Source organism: Sporosarcina sp. FSL W7-1283 (assembly GCF_038003105.1).
GTDB classification, from domain to species: Bacteria; Bacillota; Bacilli; order Bacillales_A; family Planococcaceae; genus Sporosarcina; species Sporosarcina newyorkensis.
On the sequence record NZ_JBBOOL010000001.1, the window covers coordinates 476,942 to 499,908 of the forward strand.

The 22,967-nt window shown below is 47.6% G+C and carries 22 protein-coding genes; 20 read left to right on the forward strand and 2 right to left on the reverse strand.

The window, feature by feature from the left end:
- The first annotated feature begins 207 nt into the window (after positions 1–207).
- The 11 genes from MKY93_RS02260 to MKY93_RS02310 all read left to right on the forward strand — a co-directional run bounded on the left by MKY93_RS02260 (position 208) and on the right by MKY93_RS02310 (position 12,668).
- Positions 208–3,882: a nitrate reductase subunit alpha gene (locus tag MKY93_RS02260; RefSeq protein ID WP_340758114.1), complete on the forward strand. Its 3,675-nt coding sequence runs from the start codon at positions 208–210 to the stop codon at positions 3,880–3,882.
- A complete protein-coding gene (gene narH / locus MKY93_RS02265) occupies positions 3,872–5,482 on the forward strand; it encodes a nitrate reductase subunit beta (RefSeq protein ID WP_340758115.1) in 1,611 nt (536 codons plus the stop codon). Before MKY93_RS02260 ends, narH begins: the two co-directional genes overlap by 11 nt.
- Positions 5,475–6,044 carry a nitrate reductase molybdenum cofactor assembly chaperone gene (gene narJ, locus MKY93_RS02270; RefSeq protein WP_340758116.1) on the forward strand — a complete coding sequence of 190 codons (570 nt, stop codon included), beginning with the start codon at positions 5,475–5,477 and terminating at the stop codon, positions 6,042–6,044. The genes narH and narJ overlap by 8 nt, the downstream gene beginning before the upstream one ends.
- Entirely contained in the window at positions 6,037–6,732 is a 696-nt protein-coding gene (narI, locus tag MKY93_RS02275; RefSeq protein WP_340758117.1) for a respiratory nitrate reductase subunit gamma, read from the forward strand. Before narJ ends, narI begins: the two co-directional genes overlap by 8 nt.
- Positions 6,733–6,762: 30 nt before the next feature.
- The gene (locus MKY93_RS02280; protein ID WP_340758118.1) at positions 6,763–7,242 is read left to right on the forward strand and encodes a GAF domain-containing protein; all 480 of its coding nucleotides are present in this window, start codon (positions 6,763–6,765) and stop codon (positions 7,240–7,242) included.
- A complete protein-coding gene (locus tag MKY93_RS02285) occupies positions 7,223–8,305 on the forward strand; it encodes a sensor histidine kinase (RefSeq protein WP_340758119.1) in 1,083 nt (360 codons plus the stop codon). Before MKY93_RS02280 ends, MKY93_RS02285 begins: the two co-directional genes overlap by 20 nt.
- Positions 8,286–8,936 carry a response regulator transcription factor gene (locus tag MKY93_RS02290; RefSeq protein ID WP_340758120.1) on the forward strand — a complete coding sequence of 217 codons (651 nt, stop codon included), beginning with the start codon at positions 8,286–8,288 and terminating at the stop codon, positions 8,934–8,936. The genes MKY93_RS02285 and MKY93_RS02290 overlap by 20 nt, the downstream gene beginning before the upstream one ends.
- Positions 8,937–8,952: 16 nt before the next feature.
- Positions 8,953–9,486 carry a hemerythrin domain-containing protein gene (locus tag MKY93_RS02295; RefSeq protein ID WP_340758121.1) on the forward strand — a complete coding sequence of 178 codons (534 nt, stop codon included), beginning with the start codon at positions 8,953–8,955 and terminating at the stop codon, positions 9,484–9,486.
- Positions 9,487–9,556: 70 nt separating this feature from the next.
- Entirely contained in the window at positions 9,557–11,071 is a 1,515-nt protein-coding gene (locus MKY93_RS02300; protein ID WP_340758122.1) for an MFS transporter, read from the forward strand.
- Between the two features lie 42 nt (positions 11,072–11,113).
- A complete protein-coding gene (locus tag MKY93_RS02305; protein WP_340758123.1) occupies positions 11,114–12,133 on the forward strand; it encodes a ThiF family adenylyltransferase in 1,020 nt (339 codons plus the stop codon).
- Positions 12,134–12,146: 13 nt separating this feature from the next.
- The gene (locus MKY93_RS02310) at positions 12,147–12,668 is read left to right on the forward strand and encodes a MogA/MoaB family molybdenum cofactor biosynthesis protein (RefSeq protein WP_340758124.1); all 522 of its coding nucleotides are present in this window, start codon (positions 12,147–12,149) and stop codon (positions 12,666–12,668) included.
- Between the two features lie 215 nt (positions 12,669–12,883).
- Here MKY93_RS02310 and moaC read toward each other — a convergent pair whose 3' ends face one another.
- Positions 12,884–13,375: a cyclic pyranopterin monophosphate synthase MoaC gene (moaC, locus tag MKY93_RS02315; RefSeq protein ID WP_340758125.1), complete on the reverse strand. Its 492-nt coding sequence runs from the start codon at positions 13,373–13,375 to the stop codon at positions 12,884–12,886.
- Between the two features lie 60 nt (positions 13,376–13,435).
- Between moaC and MKY93_RS02320 the strand changes: the two genes are divergently transcribed.
- Genes MKY93_RS02320 through MKY93_RS02350 form a run of 7 tightly spaced genes read left to right on the forward strand, consistent with a single transcriptional unit; the run spans position 13,436 to position 18,398 of the window.
- The gene (locus MKY93_RS02320; protein WP_340758126.1) at positions 13,436–14,692 is read left to right on the forward strand and encodes a molybdopterin molybdotransferase MoeA; all 1,257 of its coding nucleotides are present in this window, start codon (positions 13,436–13,438) and stop codon (positions 14,690–14,692) included.
- Positions 14,680–15,174 carry a molybdopterin-guanine dinucleotide biosynthesis protein B gene (mobB, locus tag MKY93_RS02325; protein ID WP_340758127.1) on the forward strand — a complete coding sequence of 165 codons (495 nt, stop codon included), beginning with the start codon at positions 14,680–14,682 and terminating at the stop codon, positions 15,172–15,174. Before MKY93_RS02320 ends, mobB begins: the two co-directional genes overlap by 13 nt.
- The gene (locus MKY93_RS02330) at positions 15,161–15,601 is read left to right on the forward strand and encodes a molybdenum cofactor biosynthesis protein MoaE (protein WP_340758128.1); all 441 of its coding nucleotides are present in this window, start codon (positions 15,161–15,163) and stop codon (positions 15,599–15,601) included. The genes mobB and MKY93_RS02330 overlap by 14 nt, the downstream gene beginning before the upstream one ends.
- 2 nt (positions 15,602–15,603) lie before the next feature.
- Positions 15,604–15,837 carry a molybdopterin converting factor subunit 1 gene (moaD, locus tag MKY93_RS02335; RefSeq protein WP_340758129.1) on the forward strand — a complete coding sequence of 78 codons (234 nt, stop codon included), beginning with the start codon at positions 15,604–15,606 and terminating at the stop codon, positions 15,835–15,837.
- Entirely contained in the window at positions 15,834–16,406 is a 573-nt protein-coding gene (mobA, locus tag MKY93_RS02340; protein WP_340758130.1) for a molybdenum cofactor guanylyltransferase, read from the forward strand. The genes moaD and mobA overlap by 4 nt, the downstream gene beginning before the upstream one ends.
- Positions 16,403–17,422 carry a GTP 3',8-cyclase MoaA gene (moaA, locus tag MKY93_RS02345; RefSeq protein ID WP_340758131.1) on the forward strand — a complete coding sequence of 340 codons (1,020 nt, stop codon included), beginning with the start codon at positions 16,403–16,405 and terminating at the stop codon, positions 17,420–17,422. The genes mobA and moaA overlap by 4 nt, the downstream gene beginning before the upstream one ends.
- Positions 17,423–17,435: 13 nt before the next feature.
- Complete coding sequence (locus MKY93_RS02350; protein WP_340758132.1) at positions 17,436–18,398, forward strand: 2-hydroxyacid dehydrogenase; 963 nt, start codon at positions 17,436–17,438, stop codon at positions 18,396–18,398.
- Between the two features lie 50 nt (positions 18,399–18,448).
- Here MKY93_RS02350 and MKY93_RS02355 read toward each other — a convergent pair whose 3' ends face one another.
- The gene (locus MKY93_RS02355; RefSeq protein ID WP_078817441.1) at positions 18,449–19,333 is read right to left on the reverse strand and encodes a TetR/AcrR family transcriptional regulator; all 885 of its coding nucleotides are present in this window, start codon (positions 19,331–19,333) and stop codon (positions 18,449–18,451) included.
- A gap of 175 nt (positions 19,334–19,508) precedes the next feature.
- On the opposite strand from MKY93_RS02355, the gene MKY93_RS02360 reads away from it, so the two are divergent.
- Positions 19,509–21,011, forward strand: coding sequence for an MDR family MFS transporter (locus MKY93_RS02360; protein WP_340758133.1), 1,503 nt, complete (start codon positions 19,509–19,511; stop codon positions 21,009–21,011).
- Positions 21,012–21,081: 70 nt separating this feature from the next.
- Positions 21,082–22,941 (forward strand): hypothetical protein, encoded by a 1,860-nt coding sequence (locus MKY93_RS02365; protein WP_340758134.1) that lies wholly within the window; start codon positions 21,082–21,084, stop codon positions 22,939–22,941.
- Positions 22,942–22,967 lie beyond the last annotated feature (26 nt).

Here is a 22,967-nt window from a genome sequence, read left to right on the forward strand (position 1 = left end):
ATCCCTAATGGTGAACGTCCAGAAAGCGCGTATAATTAAGGAATATAAAGAGAACTTGATGGAAATAGTTTGATAGTTACGTTAGGTGGAAACTTAATTAGGGAATACCCTTACCAAAATTCGGATTAATTAATTTATTTTGGGGTAAAAAGTTAAGTATGACTGTGTTCTTTATTGCGACATTCTGAGAAGGAGTGGAAATGTTCGATGAAAAAGAGATTTGGACTGAATTATTTTAAACCTGTCGAAAGTTATTCTGGGAATTGGTCAGTATTGGAGGAAAAGAACCGTGATTGGGAAAATATGTACCGTCAGCGCTGGTCGCATGACAAAGTAGTGCGTACAACGCACGGCGTGAACTGTACAGGGTCCTGCAGCTGGAAAGTGTTTGTCAAGAACGGCATCATCACCTGGGAAAACCAGCAGATCGATTATCCTTCCTGTGGTCCGGATATGCCGGAATTTGAACCGCGCGGCTGTCCCCGAGGCGCATCATTCTCTTGGTATGAGTACAGCCCGCTTCGGGTGAAGTACCCCTATATTCGCGGGAAATTATGGCGTATGTGGAATGAAGCGCTACAGGAAACGAAAGATCCGGTGAAGGCTTGGACGGCTATTGTTGAGGATCCGGTGAAGTCAAATGAATATAAGAAAGCACGCGGTAAAGGCGGGCATGTCCGGATCCATTGGCGTGATGCGACGATGCTGATCGCGGCGCAGCTCATTTATACTGTGCAGAAGTACGGCCCAGACCGTGTAGCAGGGTTTACCCCTATCCCGGCCATGTCGATGGTCAGCTATGCATCCGGCGCGCGTTTCATTTCATTATTAGGCGGAGAAATGCTGAGTTTCTATGACTGGTATGCGGATCTGCCGCCATCCTCCCCACAGATTTGGGGCGAGCAGACGGATGTTCCTGAATCGAGTGACTGGTTCAATGCAGGCTACATCATCATGTGGGGCTCGAACGTACCGTTAACTCGTACGCCAGACGCACATTTCATGACAGAAGTCCGCTATAAAGGAACGAAAGTGGTTTCAGTGGCACCAGACTATGCGGAAAATGTAACGCACGCAGATGATTGGATCGCAGCAAATCCAGGTACGGATGCGGCAGTTGCGCAGGCAATGACACACGTCATATTGGATGAATTCTATCAGAAACGTAAAGAACCGACTTTCTTAAATTATGCGAAGCAATATACGGATATGCCGTTCTTGATTCTATTGGAGCCTCATGAGGATTCCTATAAAGCCGGAAGATTCTTGCGTGCCAGCGATTTGGGTCAGCAATCTGAGCATGCAGAATGGAAACCGATGCTATTCGATGAAGCGAAAGATGAAATTATTGTACCGAACGGAACGATGGGGCAGCGCTGGGAGAAGGAAGTAAAGTGGAACTTGCAGCTTGAAAATGAAGACGGGACGTACGTGGAACCGGCACTGTCTGTCGAAAAACATGGAGCGGAGTGGCAGAAGATCCATTTCCCTTATTTCGATCAGAAAGGTAACGGTACATTCAAACGACCGATCCCTGCAATGAAAGTCCAGTTTGCAGACGGAACGGAACGCTTGGTGGCGACAACGTATGACGTCATGTTAAGCCAATACGGCGTCAATCGAATCGGCAGCGAGCTCGAAGCGACTGGGTATGATGATGTTACTTCTATATATACCCCAGCTTGGCAGGAATCAATCACGAACGTCAAACCTGAACTGGTCACGCAAATCGCGATGGAATTTGCACAAAACGCGATCGATACGGGCGGTCGTTCGATGATCATCATGGGAGCGGGGATCAATCACTGGTTCAACAGTGATACGATTTACCGGGCGATCTTGAACTTGGTTACGCTGACGGCATCTCAAGGCGTCAACGGCGGTGGCTGGGCGCATTATGTCGGTCAGGAGAAATGCCGTCCGATCGAGGGATGGAGCACGATTGCGTTTGCGAAAGACTGGCAAGGTCCTCCGCGTCTGCAAAATGCGACGTCATTCTTTTATTTCGCAACCGATCAATGGAAGTACGAAGAAGCAGGTGCCGATACGCTCATGTCGCCTCTCGGAGGAGAAGCGCGTTACAAACACCCGGCGGACTATAATGTACTTGCGGCGCGTCTTGGCTGGCTGCCATCCTATCCGCAGTTTAACAAAAACAGCTTAATGCTCGTCGAAGAAGCGGCGAAACAAGGTAAGACGGAAACGAAAGAAATTGTTGACCATGTTGTTGATCAGCTGAAGTCAGGAGAGCTGCAATTTGCGGCAGAAGACCCGGGTGCACCGGAAAACTTCCCGCGCTCGCTGTTCGTCTGGCGTTCCAATCTCATCTCGAGTTCAGCTAAAGGTCAAGAATATTTCATGAAACATCTACTCGGCGCTTCCAGCGGTTTACTGGCTAGTCCGAATGAAGACATGAAACCGGAAGAGATGGTTTGGCGAGATGAAGTGGAAGGTAAATTGGATTTAATGGTCGCGTTGGATTTCCGGATGACGGCAACACCGCTATACGCCGATCTCGTCTTACCGGCAGCGACTTGGTATGAAAAAGTAGATTTATCGTCTACGGATATGCACCCATTCGTCCACCCGTTTAATCCGGCGGTCAATCCGCTATGGGAATCTCGCTCAGATTGGGATATTTACCGGACGATCGCTGAAACGTTCTCGGAATTAGCGAAAATTCATTTGCCGGGTGTCTATAAGGATCTCGTTACTTCACCATTGGCACATGATTCGGTTCAAGAGATATCCCAGCCATTTGGTGAAGTGCACGACTGGAGTAAAGGAGAAATTGAAGCCATTCCGGGCAAAACAATGCCAGGCATGACCATCGTAGAACGTGACTTCACGAAAATCTATGACAAGTACGTCACGCTCGGACCTTTATTATCCACAGGGAAAACCGGGGCGCACGGTGTCAGTTTCTCCGTGGCAGAAGAGTACGAACTGATGAAAGGCATCAACGGTATATACGAAGACGACACGATCAAAGACGGGCTTCCGAAACTTTATACAGCGAAACATGCAGCAGAAGCCATGCTGACATTGTCTTCAGCAACGAACGGACGGGTCTCGCAACGGGCGTTCGAAGCGGCAGAGCAAGATACGGGCGTCGAGCTGAAGGATATTTCAGCAGACCGGGCAGCCGAGCGCTTCACATTTGCCAACATTACCGCACAGCCTCGTGAAGTCATTCCGACGCCGGTATTTAGCGGGTCGAATAAATTGGGACGTCGCTACTCGCCGTTCACGACGAATATCGAACGGTTGGTTCCGTTCCGGACATTGACCGGCAGACAGCACTTCTATGTGGACCATGAATTCTTTCTCGGATTTGGGGAAGCGTTGCCTGTCTACAAACCGACATTGCCGCCTTTCGTCTTTGCGGATCGGGACGCGGAAATCACTGGAGGTCAGGATGCACTCGTATTGCGTTACTTGACGCCGCACGGTAAGTGGAACATTCACTCCACGTATCAAGACAATCAACATATGCTGACATTGTTCCGCGGGGGTCCGACAGTCTGGCTATCGAATCTAGACGCTGAAGAACACGGCATCGACGATAACGATTGGCTGGAAGTCTATAACCGAAACGGGGTCGTCAACGCACGTGCGGTCGTCAGTCACCGGATGCCGAAAGGGACGATGTTCATGTATCACGCTCAAGACAAGCATATTCAGATGCCGGGCTCGGAAATTACCGAGCAGCGCGGGGGAAGCCATAATGCACCTACGCGTATTCACATGAAGCCGACTCAAATGGTGGGCGGCTATGCTCAGCTCAGTTATGGATTCAACTATTACGGACCTATCGGAAATCAGCGAGATGTGTACGTTGCGGTCCGCAAGATGAAGGAGGTCAACTGGCTTGAAAATTAAAGCGCAGGTTGCAATGGTGATGAACTTAGACAAGTGTATCGGGTGTCATACGTGCAGTGTGACGTGCAAGACGACTTGGACGAATCGTGAAGGTGCCGAGTATATGTGGTTCAATAACGTTGAAACGAAACCGGGCATCGGTTATCCGAAACGTTGGGAAGACCAAGAACTCTATAAGGGCGGCTGGCAATTGCGAAAGGGCAAGCTGGAACTGAAATCGGGTTCCAAGCTGTCCAAGATCGCACTCGGTAAAATTTTCTACAATCCGGATATGCCGGAAATGAAAGATTATTATGAGCCATGGACGTATGATTACGAAAAGTTGACGGCTGCGCCGGATCAAAAGCATACGCCGGTCGCTCGTGCGAAATCTGTCGTTACAGGCGAATATATGGATCCTGAGTGGGGCCCGAACTGGGAAGATCAGTTGGCTGGTGCGCATATTACAGGACCGACTGATCCGAATATCGAGAAAATTGAAGAAGAAATCAAGTTCAATTTCGAGCAAGCGTTCATGATGTATTTGCCTAGACTATGCGAACACTGCCTGAACCCGAGCTGTGTGGCATCTTGTCCTTCCGGCGCGATGTATAAACGTGATGAAGACGGCATCGTGCTAGTCGACCAGGAAGCTTGCCGAGGCTGGCGTTACTGCATGACCGGTTGTCCATATAAGAAAGTGTATTTCAACTGGAAAACGAATAAAGCCGAAAAATGTACATTCTGTTTCCCGCGTGTGGAATCGGGATTGCCGACGGTTTGTTCTGAAACATGCACAGGGCGTATTCGTTACCTTGGCGTCTTGCTATATGATGCGGACCGCGTACAGGAAGCGGCAGCTACGCCCGATCCGAAAGATTTGTATCAGGCACAGTGTGATTTATTCCTAGACCCGAACGATCCTGAGGTTATCGAGCAGGCAATCAAAGATGGAATTACAGAAGACTGGATCCAGGCAGCGCAAAATTCACCTGTCTATAAATTGGCGATCGAATATAAGCTGGCTTTCCCATTGCACCCGGAATACCGGACGTTGCCGATGGTGTGGTATGTTCCGCCGCTTAGCCCGATCATGAACTATTTTGAAGGAAAAGACTCCATTAAAAATCCGGATATGATCTTCCCGGCTATTGAAGAAATGCGTATTCCGCTCCAATACTTGGCGAATATGCTGACAGCGGGAGATGTAGAAACGGTAAAAGGGGGCTTGCAGCGTATGGCAATGATGCGTTCATACATGCGTGCGATTTCCTCCGGCAAGGAGTTCGATGAGACGAAGCTTGAGCGTGTCGGCTTAACGGCAAAACAGACGAAGCAAATGTATCGTTTGCTTGCGATTGCCAAATACGAAGATCGTTTCGTCATCCCGACTTCCCATAAAGAGGGGCAGATGAACGTCTACCGTTCGCAAGGTTCCGCCGGATATGACAGCATGGGCACATACGGTGAGCAAGTGCCGAATCAAAGCCCGTACTCCTATTCTGTGATGGGGGCGGACGGTGCATGTGACGGCTGTGGGCCTGCGTCTCCAGGGGCTCCGGTGAAGACAGGCAAGGAAATATACGAGGAGAATTTCTATGGGGGGATCTGGCGTGATTAATCTCGACCTCTTATATGAAAAGAAAACGATTTTCGGTTTCTTCTCCAATCAACTGAATTACCCCGAAAAACTAACGTTTCATCCGAATATGTGGGAAGAATTTGTGACACCTGACGCAGCGGGTTACGAAGACTTACAAACGTATTGGGAAGCCATGAAGACGTATAGTTTGGATGAAATTGAGGAGATGTACACATACACATTCGATTTCCAAAAGGATGCCACGCTCTTTATGACGTTTGTGAAATTCGAGGATTCCAAAGAGCGGGGACAAATGTTGGCAAAATTGAAAGTGCTGTATGAAATGTTCGGTTTGAGTATGCCGGACGAAGAACTGTCTGATTTACTTCCGTTGATGTGCGAATTTATCTACGCAGCCGAATGGAAGGGTGATCCGCGAGCGCAGCAAAGCTTTTCCATGCTGCTTGCGGTCATCGAAGACGGAACTTACTTCTTGATGAAGGCGCTAGAAAAGTATGAAAGCCCTTATTTCTATTTGATACGGGCGCTGCGTGAAACATGTAAATCGTGTATTCAACGGGAGGTTTCTGCCAATGACTAGTCAATTTCTATGGGTCATTTTTCCTTATATCTGTATGGCAGTATTTATCGTAGGTCATATTTTCCGTTACCGGAACGATCAATTTGGCTGGACGGCGAAGTCGAGTGAGTTTATCGAGAAGAAGCAATTGATGATTGGAAGTTTGTTATTCCATATCGGTATTTTCCCAGTTATTTTGGGTCACGTTGCAGGTCTTGGAATTCCGAAAGAATGGACGCGAGCGATGGGAATCAGTGATCATATGTACCATATCGGTGCTGTGTGGGGCGGTGGATTTTTCGGCGTAGTGACACTGGTAGGGATGATTATCCTGACATCCCGCCGTTTCACGAAATCGAACGTCCGAAAGCTTTCTTCTACTTCTGACTTGATCGTCAATTCGTTATTGTTGTTCATTGTCTTCATCGGTGTCTACAGCTCACTGATCACCAATACGATGACGCCAGGGTTTGATTATCGTGACACGATTTCCGTATGGTTCAGATCGTTGCTTATTTTCCAGCCGGAAGCCGCTTATATGGCAGCTGTGCCGATTGCGTTCAAGTTGCATGTCTTAACAGGGTTCCTCATTTTCGCGATGTGGCCGTTTACACGTCTGGTGCACGTCTGGAGTGTGCCGTTGAATTATGTAGGCAGAAGTTATATTCTATATAGAAAACATCAGCCGACGAAAAACACACCGCGGTGAGCGGATGATGAGAAATAGGAGATCATGTCTATGAAAGGACAACAGAGCTTTAATTTCCAGTCAGCCATCGAACAACTCAGAGAGACATTTCAGCTTGACTTCGTCGGGTTGGCGCTTGTGGATATCAATAAGAATCGTCATGAATTGAAATGGCGGTATGTCAGCGGAAACTTGAGTGCGCGTTATCGAAGAATTGTTCTTCAATCGGGAAGAGGAGTTGCGGGACTCGTTTTCAAGACGGGTAAACCGATTATGATCGAGAACGTTGAGGCGCAATTGGATCCGCAAGATCTATACAACCACCCGATTGTTCTATTCGAAAAACTCAAAAGCTTCGGAGCGATGCCATTATTCCAGGGTGATCATGTGCAAGGTGTGCTGCTCACCGGGTATCGCAGATCGAACAAACTGACAGAAGAAACATTTGAACAGTTCAAACAAGCAATCGGGACGCAATTCGGACCGTTTCACCTTAAGGAGAGAATGAAAGATGACGTTATCGAACAGTGAAAACCTAACAAACTTGCTGCAAAAGCTATATGATTGCACAACGGAAGCTATGTTCTTCTTTGCAGCTGATGGTCAAATCCTGTCGATGAACGAGGCGGCCAAGCAAATTATCGAACCTGGAATCTATGAGAAGATGCTGGAAGGGGATGCACGTTCCATCTGCCTGACGTGTCGCGGCTATACGAGTGAAGATGAGCAAATGACGTGTGTCTCTTGTTTCATGTCCAATCCGCAAGAAACGCTGACATCATTTCAACTGTATCTTGAGACGAAAGATTTGGGCGTGTTGCCTTATAGTGCAACATATCAAGTAATAGACAAAGAGCAACAGATCTCTGTATTGATGTTGCGGAACTTGACCCAACAAACGCAGACGCAGGAACTACTGCACCAAAAGTTACGCATGCAGCAAGTAATTCTGGCACAAGAAAACGAACGCAAACGAATTTCCAGAGAGCTGCATGACGGCGTGGCCCAAGAAATGTTGAGTACCCTTGTGGATCTGCGCGTCTTGAAATACATGGATGTGAATGACAATGCGCTTGAAAAACTGCGGCAGACGGAAGGATCCCTGATGCGATTATTAGATGAAATCCGCCATCTGTCTGTCGAGTTGCGGCCGGCTGTCCTGGATGACTTTGGCTTGGAGGCCGCGTTTAGGACGCATATTAAAGGCTTGGAAAGGAATTATGGGCTGTATGTTCATCTAGACTCAGACTTGAAGAAAAATCGTTATGAAGGTGAGGTCGAAACGGTTGTATATCGAATTGGCCAAGAAGCGATTTTGAATGCAATGAAGTACGCGGAAGTGGAAGATGTGTACTTGAGTCTGAAAGAAACAAAAGGGATTTTACAGTTACAAGTGTTTGACAAAGGTGTGGGTTTCGACGTCAATAACTTTACGCCGCAGGGCACGGGTCTTGGCCTTTATGGGATGAAAGAACGTGTAGAGCTCGTTGGCGGAGACTTGACGATTGTATCCGGTGCTCAAACAGGAACAAAAGTCCAAGTGGAGATTCCGGTGAAGAAGGAGAGAGCAACGAATGAAAATCATTATCGCTGATGATCACGCAGTCGTCCGCACAGGATTCATGCATATCCTGAATTACCAAGATGACATGGAAGTCGTAGCGACGGCAGCAGATGGATTGGAAGCATATGAATTGGTTGCCAAGCATCGGCCAGACATCATTTTGCTTGATTTGAGTATGCCGCCGGGACAAAGCGGTCTGATTGCAACAGGCAAAATACACGAGGACTTTCCTGAAATAAAGATCGTGATCTTAACGATGTACGATGATGAAGAGTATATGTTTCACGTCCTGAAAAATGGGGCATCAGGCTATATTTTAAAAAATGCGCCCGATGAAGAGTTGATCAGCGCACTTCGCGAAGTATACGACGGTGGAACCTATGTGCATCCGTCCATGGCGACATCGCTGGTACGGGAGTTTGTGCAAAAAGACAGGAAACTGATTGACGAAGATGATCCGTTCAAGATTTTATCCAAACGGGAAATCGAAATCCTGCCACTCGTGGCGAAAGGTTACGGCAATAAGGAAATTGCAGAAATGCTTTATATTTCAGTGAAGACAGTGGAAGCGCACAAGGCAAAGATGATGGATAAACTTCATTTGAAGAATCGTCCCGAACTGGTCGAATATGCGCTGCGAAAGAAGTTTTTGAATTTCTGATAGGAGGTGAAGGAAGATGGTCAATCCAGGGTTTACGTATTCGCTGCCGGTTTTGCGTGTGCTGGAAAATGAACATCGTTTCTTATCGCATTTGATGAACGAATGGCATGCGATTGTGCTGGATTTCGAAAAGAGAATTTATTCCCGCGAGGAAGGGCTGGATGCGCTCAAGCAATTGCGCAAGTTGGTCATAGAATTCATTGATCCGTTGAAAAACCATACGGAAAAAGAAGAGGGTTACCTGTTTCCGATGCTTTCGAAGTATGTCGGCAGTGAGCAAGGTCCGATTCAGGCGGTTCAAGAGGAGCATGAGGAAATCGATGCATATATCGGTCATTTCCTTCACCATACAAGAGGAGATTTGTCTCAGTTCACACTTGAGATGATGGAAGATGTGGTGAAAGATGCAGGCGAGGCATTTGAGGTCATCATGATTCATTTCGTCAAGGAAGAAAATGTGGTGTTCCCGATGGTGGTGTCTGTGTTGCGGGCGAAAGAGCAAGATGAGCTTTTTGAGCAAATGTATACATCGATCTTGCCTGAGTCTTGAGCAAGTAGAACGAGAGAGTGAAAGAATGTTGTGGTTGTTTCGTAATTAACTTCAGATTGGATGGATTCCTATGACACAAAAGATCCAACTGCCGCTTCAGACGGCGAATCTAGTTGTCGGTTTCATGGTTTGGGTGCTCATTTCCTCACTATTGCCGTTCATTAGTGAAGATATCAATATCCCACCTGAACGTGTAGCCATCATCACAGCAATCCCGGTAGTGCTCGGTTCGATTTTACGGATACCGCTCGGCTATTATGCCAATGTGTATGGAGCACGTGTTATGTTTTTCGTCAGTTTTATCGTGTTATTATTTCCTGTCTACTACATAAGTGAGACATCAACGGTGACAGGGTTATTGATTGGCGGTACTTTGCTTGGGGTAGGCGGAGCGATTTTCTCTGTAGGGGTTACATCGCTGCCGAAATATTATCCTAAGGAAAAACATGGTTTGGTTAACGGTATATACGGGATGGGAAATATCGGAACGGCGATCACTACGTTTTCCGCACCTGTACTCGCTATGAAGTTTGGCTGGTCGTTGACTGTTAAAATGTATCTCGTCTTGCTGCTTGTGTTCATCGCGTTGAACTTTTTCTTCGGTGACCGCAAGGAAGTGAAGGTGAAAGCCCCGATCGTTGAGCAAATCAAAGGTGTTTATAAAAATGAAAAGCTTTGGTTTTTCTCGCTATTCTATTTTATCACGTTCGGTTCATTTGTAGCGTTTACCGTGTTTTTGCCGAACTTTCTCGTCAATTACTTTGGGCTAGAGAAAGTGGATGCAGGACTCCGGACAGCAGGCTTCATTGTTGTTGCTACGTTACTGCGGCCGGTCGGTGGTTGGTTGGGTGACAAGTTTCAGCCGCTATTCTTATTGATGGGCTGCTTTGCCGGTCTGACGGCGGCTTCCATTGTGCTGGCATTTTCACCTGACATTGCGCTCTATACAGTGGGCAGTATACTGATCGCGGCTGCAGCGGGGATCGGAAATGGTGTTATCTTTAAATTGGTTCCGCTTTATTTCAGTAAGCAAGCCGGAACGGTCAATGGGATTGTCTCGATGATGGGTGGTCTCGGCGGGTTTTTCCCTCCATTGTTATTAGCGACAATCTTCTCGATGACAGGTTCGTATTCGATTGGCTTCATGGCATTTTCCCAAGTGTCACTCGCCAGTCTCGTATTGGTCGTTTGGCTTTATTACATGGATCGCATGAGTCTGTCGAAAGAAGTATTTGATTCGACGAAGCAAGGGATTCTCGTGACGAATCAGACAGGGGCGATTGTATCGGTCAATCCAGCATTTACGGAACTAACGGGGTATAGTGAAGAGGAAGTGCTCGGCAAAAGTCCGAACGTCTTAAGTTCCGGTCGGCACGACAGAGCATACTACGATGAAATGTGGCGTCAGATCGAAGAAGAAGGCGTTTGGCATGGTGAGATTTGGAACAAGAAGAAAAACGGCGAAGAGTATTTGGAGTTCCTTTCCATCAGCGCCGTGAGAGATGGAACAGGGGACGTGGTCCGGTATGTCGGATCGTTCAGCGATATCAGTCCTGTTGCAGGCGAGGGCAATCGGTTTAGCTAACCGATGCCCTTGCTTCTTGTCGAATGAAAGGAAGTAGATGAAGTGGAGAATCGGTATTCAAGACAAACATTATTTCAGCCAATCGGGCAATCCGGGCAGCGCCAGTTAACGGAGGCTCATGCAGTCATTATCGGTTGCGGTGCACTCGGTTCGGCAATTTCCGAGACGCTTGTGCGAGCGGGGGTCGGCAAAGTAACGTTGGCTGACCGAGATTATGTGGAAGCATCCAATTTACAGCGGCAACAATTGTTCACAGAAGCCGATGCGAAAGGCAGCGTGCCGAAAGTGGTGGCGGCAGAACGGCGATTGCGATTGATCCGCGAAGATGTAGAAATCCGGACGGTGCTCGATCATGTGGATGGTCCGATTTTGGAAGAGATCTCCCAAGATGCTGACTTGCTGCTCGATGCGACGGATAATTTCGAAACACGTCTGCTGATCAATGATGCGGCTTGGAAACTGAATATTCCATGGATCTATGGCGCGGTTGTCGGCAGTTCCGGCAGCGCGTTTCCTTTCATTCCGGGCAAGACCCCTTGTTTTCGCTGTTTGCTTCCGGCGCTGCCTGCAGTCAATGAAACATGCGATACAGTGGGAGTCATCGCGCCGGCTGTCCAGATTTCGGCCGCTCATCAAAGTGCGGAAGCGTTGAAATGGCTGACAGGAAATGCGTCTGCCATGCGAACGAAACTTCTACATTTTGATGTGTGGAATAATACATCCGTCGAAGCAGGAATTAGTCGGATGAAGAACCCCGATTGTGAAACGTGTGGAAGTCATCCGACATACCCTGCGCTACATGAGCAATCCGGCACGCAATACGCGGTGCTTTGCGGACGCGATACTGTGCAGATTATCCCGGATGCCGGCCGCGAATTGACAGTGGCGGACGGAGTGCGGGTCGCCCGGCAATTGGGGATGGAATACCGTGAAACCCCATTTTTTGTGGAGTTCCATGCGGAGGATTATCGCTGTATTTTATTCGGCAATGGTCGGTTACTTATACATGGACTGAAGGATATGCGGACAGGACGAAAATTGTATCATTCATTATTCGGTTAAGGAGGAGCAGAATATGGAAGAGTCTCATTTACCAAAGCAAGCGCGCATGAAGTCCATTGCGGTCGCTGTATTGACGATTAGTGATACGAGGACAGAAGCGGATGATAAGAGCGGGAAAATCATTCGGGAGAAGTTGGAGGGTGCAGGGCATCAGGTGAAGGAATATGGCATCTGTTTGGACGAAGGAGAGCATATTGTGCAGCAACTAACGGATTGGCTGGCAGATTCCTCGATTCAGGCGATGATTTTCACAGGCGGGACAGGCATTGGAGCACGTGATATTACGGTGGAGATGGTAACTCCTTATTTTACGAAGCCTTTGGATGGATTTGGCGAACTGTTTCGCTTTTTGAGCTATACCGAAGATGTCGGTTCGAAAGCATTGTTGAGTCGTGCGGCGGCAGGGGCGATTGGTTTGCAAGTAGTGTTCTTGCTTCCAGGCTCCTCGAAAGCAGTAGCGCTTGCAATGGACAAGTTGATTTTACCGGAGTTGCCGCATATTGCACATGAGTTGACGAAGCATTTGGAGGGTTGAGTGAGGTGGATTGGTTGTATGAGCGCGGGTTCGAGGTTTATGATCGAGTCTAGATTGTTTATGAGCGGTAGTGAGGTTGTTATGAGCGCCTAGCGTAGGTTTATGATCTTCCGGTGAGATTTATGAGCGGTTGGCAGTTGTTTATGATCGCGGGCTGACAGATTTGCCGTTCATTTGCCGCTCCATATCCCAGCCAATAAAAAAACGCGCGACATTCAGTCTGCGCGTTGGTAGTCTCCGTTTTTGCCGCCAGTTTTGTTTTGCAGCATGGTCGGCCCGATGACCATCTCTTTGCTAGCAGCCTTGCACATGTCGTAAATGGTGAGGGCAGCGGCGGAAGCGGCGGTTAAAGCTTCCATTTCAACACCGGTCACGCCTTTCGTTTTGACTTCAGCTTGGATATGAACTTCGTAATGGGCGTTTTCCTCGTCGATTTCCCAATCAAAACGGACATCAACGCCGGTTAACGGCAGCGGATGGCACATCGGAATGATCGTTGCCGTATTTTTGGCAGCCATGATCGCCGCTACTTGAGCGACTGCGAAGACATCTCCTTTTTTATTCGTGCCGTGCGTGATCTGTTCATGGATTGACTCGTTGACGATGATCGAAGACGTCGCGATGGCGGTACGCAAAGTGATATCTTTGCCTGATACGTCAACCATCTTGGCGCGTCCTTGTTCGTTAAAGTGAGTAAGTTCGGACATGTTGACCATCCTTTCATTTCATTGTACTCGTTAGTATATCAAAAGAAAGAGGAGATGTAAGTGGTAGAAATTCGAAAACCTATTCAAGTAGCAGAAGCTGTTGAGCGCGTCATGTCACATGTGCGTAAGTTGGGAACAGAATCGCTTCCTTTAGAAGATACATACGGCAGAGTGCTCGCGGAACCGATCATTGCGAAGCATGATGTCCCTCCTTTTGACCGTTCGCCGTATGATGGTTTTGCAATTCGCTCAGCGGATTCAGCAGGCGCTTCAGGGGATGATCGTAAATCATTCCAAGTAATCGGTGAAATCGGGGCGGGCCATGTGGCGGAGCGAGCGATTGGAGAAGGAGAATCCTACCGCATCATGACTGGAGCGCTGATTCCAAAACAGGCAGACGCGGTCGTGATGCTTGAGCAAACAGTGGAAAATGAAAAGGGCTTCACATTGCGAAAGCCGTTTGAAGCAGGCGAGAATATTTCACGTCAAGGAGAAGACGCGAAGAAAGGCGAGCGATTAATCGAAGCGGGAACAGTCATTCATCCCGGAACAATTGCACTGCTTGCGACGTTTGGATATTCACAAGTACGTGTCGCGAAGCAGCCGATTGCCGGCGTGTTGTCGACTGGGACAGAGTTGCTCGACGTAGCGGATGACTTGGTGCCAGGGAAAATTCGGAATTCGAATGGTCCGATGATTCGTGCGCAATTGACGCGAATGGGTATCGAGTCGAAATCATACGGTATGATGGAAGATGACTTGGATGCGTGTACGGAGATTGTGGAACGGGCGCTTCGGGAGACGGATTTCCTTATCACAACAGGCGGGGTGTCGGTCGGGGATTACGATTATTTGCCGACGATATACGAGCGGCTTGGAGCGGAAGTGCTTTTCAATAAAGTGGCTATGCGTCCGGGAAGTGTGACGACAGTGGCGGTGCTTGGCGATAAGTTGTTGTTTGGGCTTTCGGGTAATCCGTCCGCATGCTTTACCGGTTTCGAATTGTTTGCGCGACCTGCCATCCTTTCAATGATGGACTGCATTACACCGTTTATGCCGCGGATCCAGGCGAAACTCGGAGATGATTTCAAAAAAGCGAATCCTTTCACTCGTTTTGTCCGGGCATCTTGGAGCATGACATCTGAAGGAATTGTCGCAACGCCTGCCGGTTTCAACAAATCAAGCGCGGTATCTTCCATTGCACGAGGAAACTGCATCATCGTCTTGCCGAGCGGGACACGCGGCTTCGAAAGAGGGATGACCGTGGACGTCCTATTACTTGGAGCGGAACAAGGCGCGGAGCGGTGGGAACTGTGAAAACATTGCATGTCGTAGGCTATAAGAACAGCGGCAAAACGACGTTGGTTTCCCATTGGATTACCGTGCTTCAGCGTCTTGGGATGAAGGTCGCCGTCTTGAAACACCATGGTCACGGCGGTGCGCCTGAGCTGCCTCCCGCTCATACCGATACGGCACAATTTCTGAAAACAGGAGCCATCACGACCGTAGTGGCGGGCGGGGGTATGATACAATTGATTCAACAGAAAGAACATTCGTTTCAAGAGCTTAAGGCACTGGCATCTTCCGCGGATCCGGATGTTTTGCTGATAGAAGGATATAAGAAGGAAGTCGGAGATAAAGTAGTGCTCATTCGTCGGGACGCAGATTGGGCGGAGTTGAAATCACTCTCTGGAATCATCAAAGCGGCAAACTCGGAGGAAATCTTCGCAGACAGGATGGCACTGGATAACTGGTTGCAAGAATGGATTCAGGAGGCGACGACAGATGAAACAATTTGAATTAGTGGATACACCAATCGATCCTCAAAAATACAGCGAGTTCGTCTTGCATCCGGCAGCTGGCGCAGTGACCGTCTTCACAGGGCATGTGCGCGAATGGACGCATGGTGTTCGGACATTATATCTCGCGTATGAAGCATATATTCCGATGGCGGAAAAGAAACTCGCAGAAATCGGTGCGGAGATGGAAGAGAAATGGCCGGGTGTCCGAGTGGCGATGGCTCATCGGATCGGCGAACTGAAAATATCGGATATTGCCGTTGTGATTGCTGTCTCATCTCCACATAGAAAGGCTGCGTATGAAGCGAATGAATACGCGATCGAGCGAATCAAGGAAGTCGTACCCATTTGGAAGAAGGAAATCTGGGAAGATGGCGAAGAATGGATCGGTGCGCAAAAGAAATATCCAGAGAAAGGGAGCAGGTAACAATGATTACAGTTCATTACTTTGCAAGGCTGCGGGAGTTGACGGGTAAAGGAGAGGAATCATTGGATCGTGCTCCTTTGACGGTGGAAGAGTTATTGGACTGGGCGGAAGCGACGTATCCTGGTTTCGGCAAAGACACGATTCATGTGGCGGTGAATGAAGAATATGCACGGAAAGAGGATGTCATCCAAGCCGGAGATGTCTGTGCGTTCATCCCGCCGGTGAGCGGTGGATGAAGCGAACGGCCGGGATTTTATTGGCAGGCGGGCAGTCACGTCGATTTGGTTCCCCAAAGGCATTTGCGGAATTTGAAGGGGCACCATTTTATCACTATTCATTACAGGTAATGAGGCCTTTTTGTGAAGAAGTGGTCGTAGTTACACGTCCTGAGTTTGTCGATAACTTTCCGAAAGATCTTTGCGTGACGACGGATCTCACACAATTTGCCGGAATGGGGCCGTTGGCGGGAATATTGTCTGGCATGGAGGCGGTCGAGGCTGATTGTTATATCGTTTTACCGTGCGATATGCCATTTATGCAGCAACATGTAATCGAACGTTTAGTGGACGGGCATCACGGAGATGTCTCGGCAGTGACAGTTGATGGAAAACGCCACCCGCTCGTGTCGATTTGGCAAGCGTCTGTGAAACCGACGGTCCGTCAGGCTTTACTTGAGGACAACCGGCGCGTGATGCATGTGCAAGCGCAGGTTAACGGGCAATGGATTGAAGGAAGTTCATTGACGGATTCGCCCGGACTCGTGTTTAAAAATGTCAATACGCCATGTGAAATAGAAAGGAGATGAGGAAGATGGATGCCATCGTAGATCAGCTAGGAAGACCGATCAGAGATTTGCGGATTTCCGTGACGGATCGCTGTAATTTTCGCTGCACGTATTGCATGCCGAAAGAAATCTTTGGTGACGATTTTCAGTTTTTAGCGAAGGATGAGTTGCTGTCATTTGAAGAATTGGAACGTCTGGCAAGGATTTTTGCTAAACTGGGCGTGAAAAAACTTCGGCTGACCGGCGGGGAACCGTTGATGCGCCGTAATTTACCTGAATTGATTCGAAAGCTGCATGACATCAAAGGAATTGAAGACATCGGGTTGACGACGAATGCGGTGTTGCTCGGGCAATATGCGCAGCCGCTATACGATGCAGGCTTGCGGCGCTTGAACATTAGCTTGGATGCGCTTGATGCAGAACTGTTTGGTCAGATCAATGGTCGTGGCATTTCTCCGGATCTCATTCTCAAAAATATTAAAAAGGCACAAGACATCGACTTTACGATCAAAGTGAATATGGTCGTCCAAAAGGGAGTCAATGAAAGCCAAATTCTCCCGATGGCATCGTATTTCAAGAATATGGGGATCACATTACGCTATATTGAGTTTATGGATGTCGGCAATGACAATGGCTGGAGTTTCGGTAAAGTGGTTACTAAAAAGGAAATCTATGAGATGCTTGCCGCGGTTTATGACATGGAGCCTGCGGAAGAAGAGTATTACGGCGAGGTGGCGAAACGCTATCGCTACACGGATACAGGAGCGGAAGTCGGCTTCATCACATCGGTTTCGGAATCATTTTGTTCTACTTGTACGCGCTCGCGCCTGTCTTCAGAAGGTAAGTTGTATACATGTTTATTCGCATCCGAAGGCTTTGACATTCGAAAGTTGATTCGCTCAGGCAAGACGGATGAGGAGTTGCTGGATGAAATTGCAGCGGTTTGGAGAAAGAGAACTGATCGATATTCGGACGAACGATCAGAGCAGACCGTGAAAAACCGCAAGAAAATTGATATGAACTATATCGGTGGCTGAAGGAGCGATTTCTATGAAACCTACATTGTACATTTGTCGTGAAATGCCGGAAGAACTCATCGCACCGCTTCGTGAGTTATACGAAGTGGAGATGTGGCAATCCACGAGTGAGGCGGTGCCGCGCGATGTGCTGTTGCAAAAAATCGCGACCGCAAATGCGTTATGGACAGTTATTTCCGATCAAATTAATGAAGAATTGCTGGAGGCTGCTTCACATCTAAAAATCATTGTGAACATGGCAGTCGGCTACAATAATATTGACGTGGAAGCGGCTAAAGCGCGAGGTATTATCGTGACGAATACACCGGATGTTCTAACGGAAACAACTGCGGATTTGGCATTTGCTTTATTGATGGCAACCGCTCGCGATCTGATCGAAGCGGAAAATGCATTGCGTGAAGGCAGATGGACATCATGGGAGCCGCTTGGTTTTACAGGTGTGGATATCTACGGTTCGACGCTTGGCATCATCGGCATGGGACGGATCGGTGAAGCAGTCATGCGCCGTGCGAAAGGTTTTGATATGAAGGTGCTGTACCATAACCGCAGCAGGAAACAGGAGACGGAAGAAATGTACGGCTGTCAGTACGCCGAGCTTCCCGAGTTGCTTGCACAATCTGATTTCGTGCTCATCTTAGTGCCGTACAGCGAGGAGACAAAAGGGTTGATTGGAGCAAAAGAACTGGCTCAAATGAAAGAGACAGCGATTCTGATCAACGTCGCACGTGGCGGGATCGTCGATGAAGAGGCATTGTTCCAAGCGTTGCATACGAAAAAAATCCATGCAGCCGGATTGGATGTCTTCGAGACGGAACCTGTCCCCCTAGATCATCCATTGCTGACGCTTCCGAATGTGACGGTGCTGCCGCATATCGGAAGTGCGACTGTCCAAACACGTTTGGCTATGATGAAACTCAATGTACAAGCACTGCAGGCATGGGCCAAAGGCGAAGAACCGAACAATCGAGTAACTTAAGTTAACTACATGAAGAAGCGCGGATAATCCATTAGGATTATCCGCGCTTTTTATCCATCCGTTTTATCAATAAACAACCATATCGCAGCGGATAGCTCAATTGTACGATGTTGCAGGTCGGTGCCTTCATAGGCCTGGCGGAAAGAGCGTACGACCGATTCTAGCAAATACATCCGGGGGGATTCACTCGTCATTTCTTCAAAAAGAAACTGTGCATAGAGCTTTCCGGTATTTTCGTCGGCGGGCAGTTGTCCGATGAAATCCCGCAGTTCCCCGACGAGCACTTCTTGCGTCATCGGATGAAATTCCGCATGCGCCAGAATCCTCTCCACTAGATCTTGCGGCAAAAAATGCGCATTCTTTTTAACGACATCTGGAACGATGGCTTCCATGCGTTGCATGACATAATCCACTAGCTGTTTCGTATCTAGGTGTTCAGTCGTTGAACCCTTCCAGATATGCAGCGAATGTTGCACGCAGCCAAAAAATAAAGAAGCACAATCGTACGAATAAGGCTTCACTTCTTCTCCATATATATTCACCAAACGCTTGGCGATCCAAGCCAATTCCCTGAAGTGCATCTGTTTGACGAACTGCCGCAGTTCATCATCAGGCGAATGGACAATCGTTTCAAATAAAGGAAGCAAATTCTGCTCCCGATTCATCGTCAGGCGAATTTGGATCTGATCGGATAAAAGCTGGGGATCGGTCAAGTCTTTCCCGATGGCGAGTTCATTCCTCCGTAAATAGGATAGGTGGTACGCATCTCTCAAAATAGCCATCAAACATTCATTTTTCGAAGAGAAATAGTTATAGAAAGTCCCTTTTGAAATAGAGGCTTCATCCAATATGTCCTGAATGGATGTAGATTGAAAACCTTTCTCTGTAAACAGTTGTTTAGCAGTTTGCAGTACATGTTTTTTTCGATCATTCACTCTTAATCACCTATGTCTTTTAACTTGAATTATACTTTGGGTACAACTAGTATAGTAAACAATAAACCCTTTGTTATCAACTTTTTTAGACTTTCAATTTTTTTAGTTGAAATAAATGGACTATCGGTATAAAATGAATCCTTGATATAATTTTTATGAAGTTTAGGAGGATACTATGGAAGAATCATTAGATATTAAAAAAATGCATGAAAAACCTCCATATGGGGTTATTGCCATACTGTTCATTGGTGCTTTTGTCGCCGTATTGAACAATACATTGCTCAATATTGCTCTACCTGTCATCATGGATGAATTTTCGGTGCGCCCATCGGATGTCCAGTGGTTGACGACGGGTTATATGCTGGTCAACGGGATCATGATTCCAGCCAGTGCGTTTTTTATACAGAAATTCACGAATAAAAAAATCTTCCTCACAGCGATGATACTCTTTACGTTAGGGACCTTTCTGGCAATCGTCGCGCCTACGTTCGGCTTACTGATCGTGGCACGTATGGTGCAGGCATCGGGATCTGCTTTGATGATGCCTTTACTGATGAATGTGATGTTGACAGCGTTCCCGATCGAGAAAAGGGGAGCTGCACTCGGCATGTTCGGTTTGGTTATGTTCACGGCTCCAGCGATAGGGCCGACGCTGTCCGGATGGATTGTGGAGAACTACTCATGGCGGACACTGTTTGAAATTGTCTTGCCGTTCGCAATTTTGACGATCGTCCTTGCGGTGTTCAAATTGAAAAACATTACGCCGAATAGTGATGTCAAATTAGACTTCTTGTCACTCTTGCTTTCAAGTATCGGTTTTGGGGGTCTGTTATACGGCTTCAGTTCTGCAGCCGATAAGGGCTGGGGAGCACTTGAAGTATACGGTACGATCGCAATTGGAACCATCGCCCTTATCATTTTCGTTGTGAAGCAACTGAAAATGGAAGAGCCGATGTTGGATTTCCGTATTTATAAGCATCCGATGTTTGCCTTGGCATCCGCAGTTTCCATCGTTCTATCAATTGCGATGTTCTCCGGGATGATTCTGACGCCTCTTTATGTGCAGAAAGTCCGGGAAATCTCTCCATTCCATGCGGGGTTGCTCATGTTGCCGGGTGCGGTGGTTATGGGGCTCATGTCGCCGATTACAGGAAAGCTGTTTGATAAGTACGGACCGCGTGCACTTGCGTATACCGGTTTAACCATATCTGTCGTCACGACCTATTTCCTGAGTCGTCTGCAGCTTGATACTGGATATTACTATTTGATGATGTTATACACGATCCGGATGTTCGGCATGTCGATGGTCATGATGCCAATTATGACGAACGGTATGAATTCATTGCCAATGAAATCCAATCCGCACGGAACAGCGATGAACAATACATTGCAGCAAGTATCGGGTGCTATCGGTTCAGCATTGTTGCTGACCATCATGACTAATCGCTTGGAGCAGTCGGCTACCAATCAGGCGAAAGAATTGATGGCTTCCGGTGTTGACATCTCAGCAATGAAAGGGGAGATTGAACGAACTGCGATGCTCGACGGAGTCAATCATGCCTTCTTCATCTCTACCCTCATTACGCTTGGGGCCTTAATATTGGCGCTTTTCATTAAACGAGTGGTTCCGCCAAAATTTGAACCTTCTGCAGATGCTGTCGAAGAATTTAAGAAGTAAAAGAAGGGGTTTCGCATGTCGTGGGCATGCGGGGCTTCTTTTTTTTATGTTATAGTAAAAAGAAAAGGTTGTGTTCGATGTGATAGGAAATAAAGAGAAATGCCCGTGCGGAAGTGAAAAGATCGTACAGGACTGCTGCGGCAGAACCGATGGGCCGGGCAAGAATCAAATTCAAGAAGAATTGAAGACTGTTCTGAACAACTACTATGAAACTTCCTTGTCACCTGCAGAAGTTCAAGAGCTGGAAGGCCTGTTAGCGAAATGGGGCCAGCACCTTGGTGAGTGGATGGAAGAAAAAGAGTTGGTGACGAACGTCAGTGATTATTATTTCTTCATCGTCCGAAAAGACCTCTGGCGCCGTCATATCGTGAAGGCACTGAATCGGACGCAGAACAAAGCAGTGCGCACTATACTGAAAAGTTGGCAAAACGCCTTCATTACTTTTGCTGAAGTGACTTCGTCCGACGAACATGTCTACCGAATGAAAGAGATTCTTGGAGACGGTGAATATTTATTGGCAAGAGAACCGGGAGAGCCGGAAGATGTGCGGGCTGTGTTGGCGATCGTGCTGGAAGAATGGCGCAATGACGAACGCTGGGTCATGCCAATTTCTGCGATTGCGGTCAATAAGCATATGAGTGAAGAATTAATAACGAAAGTGCAGAAGCTTGCAGAGGTCAGCGATGAAAAAAACAGCTTTGATTTCTTCAAAAACTATCTTATAGATATTTACGAAGTCGTCTGTCAGTTGGATGCACAGACAATGATGGAAGTAGTTGAGCAGAATTTCACACCGTTGCAGCGTGAAGTGATCGAGGTACTGGATGCGAAGCTCGAGAATGAGGAATTACATCCAGGCGCCTATGAGATGCTGCTTTCATTGATGGCCTATTACTTTACGGAAAAACAACCGAAATTCCGTAAGCCTGAAGTGCTTGCAGCGGCGGCATTTCAGCTCGCAATAGAGGTAAGCATGATGGCAAAAACGTATACGCAGGCAGAAGTAGGAAAATTGTTTGGTGTTTCTGTCTCTTCATTTAGAAAACATACGGATGTCTTGCTGGAGAAAATCGGTGAATTGGAAACGATGATGCAGGAAGGCAATACTTCGGCGACTTATTATGTCGGCATCGATCCACGCCCGATTGAGCAGACGAATTGGCATGTACATATGCTGTCCACAAAGCATGAATTCGCTACGATGGAAGAAGCGCAAGCCCATATCCAAGAAGCGATCCAGCACCCGTTCGAACCGGAAAATCGTCAGCAGGAAGCACAGATGCTCTGCTATATGGCATACGCCGCAGAGACTGCGGAACAGCGCTACGATTTCGCGCAGCAAGCATATGGTGCTGACCCGACGAACGTCGATGCATTATTGCTGCAAGCTCAAATGACCGATTCCAATGAAGAGCAGGAGAAATTCTTGAAGCAAGCCGTTTTCTCTGGCGAAAAGCAATTTGATGACCGTGCCGAAGACGCCTGGGCGTTCGCGACGAACCGTCCATACTTGCGTGCTTTACTGAGCTACGGTGTCTGGCTTTATGATAGAGAACGTTACATGGAGTCGAGCGAACTGTTTTTACGTATATTGACACTTGATCTCTACGATCACCAAGGTGTACGCTATCTGGCGATTTCATCCTTAATTTATCAGAATGAAATTGGACAAGCCGAACAAGTCCTGAAAGCGGGCGCGGAAATTTCTGAAGGCGACGCAGCTTATCTATATCTGGCGTGGCTGATCGAGATGGAAAAATCTCAAGGGAATTCGGAACAGAGTGCAGAGCTATTCAAGCTTGCTGAACAAGCCAACCCATACGTAGGTGCGCTGATCCATACGTCAGCTGATAAAATAAACTATCCAAGAAGCGCCGACCTTAAACCCGGCACTCCGGATGAAGCACAATATATTTGGTACTTGATGTAAGTAAATTCAGCCGCTACGGCAAGTCA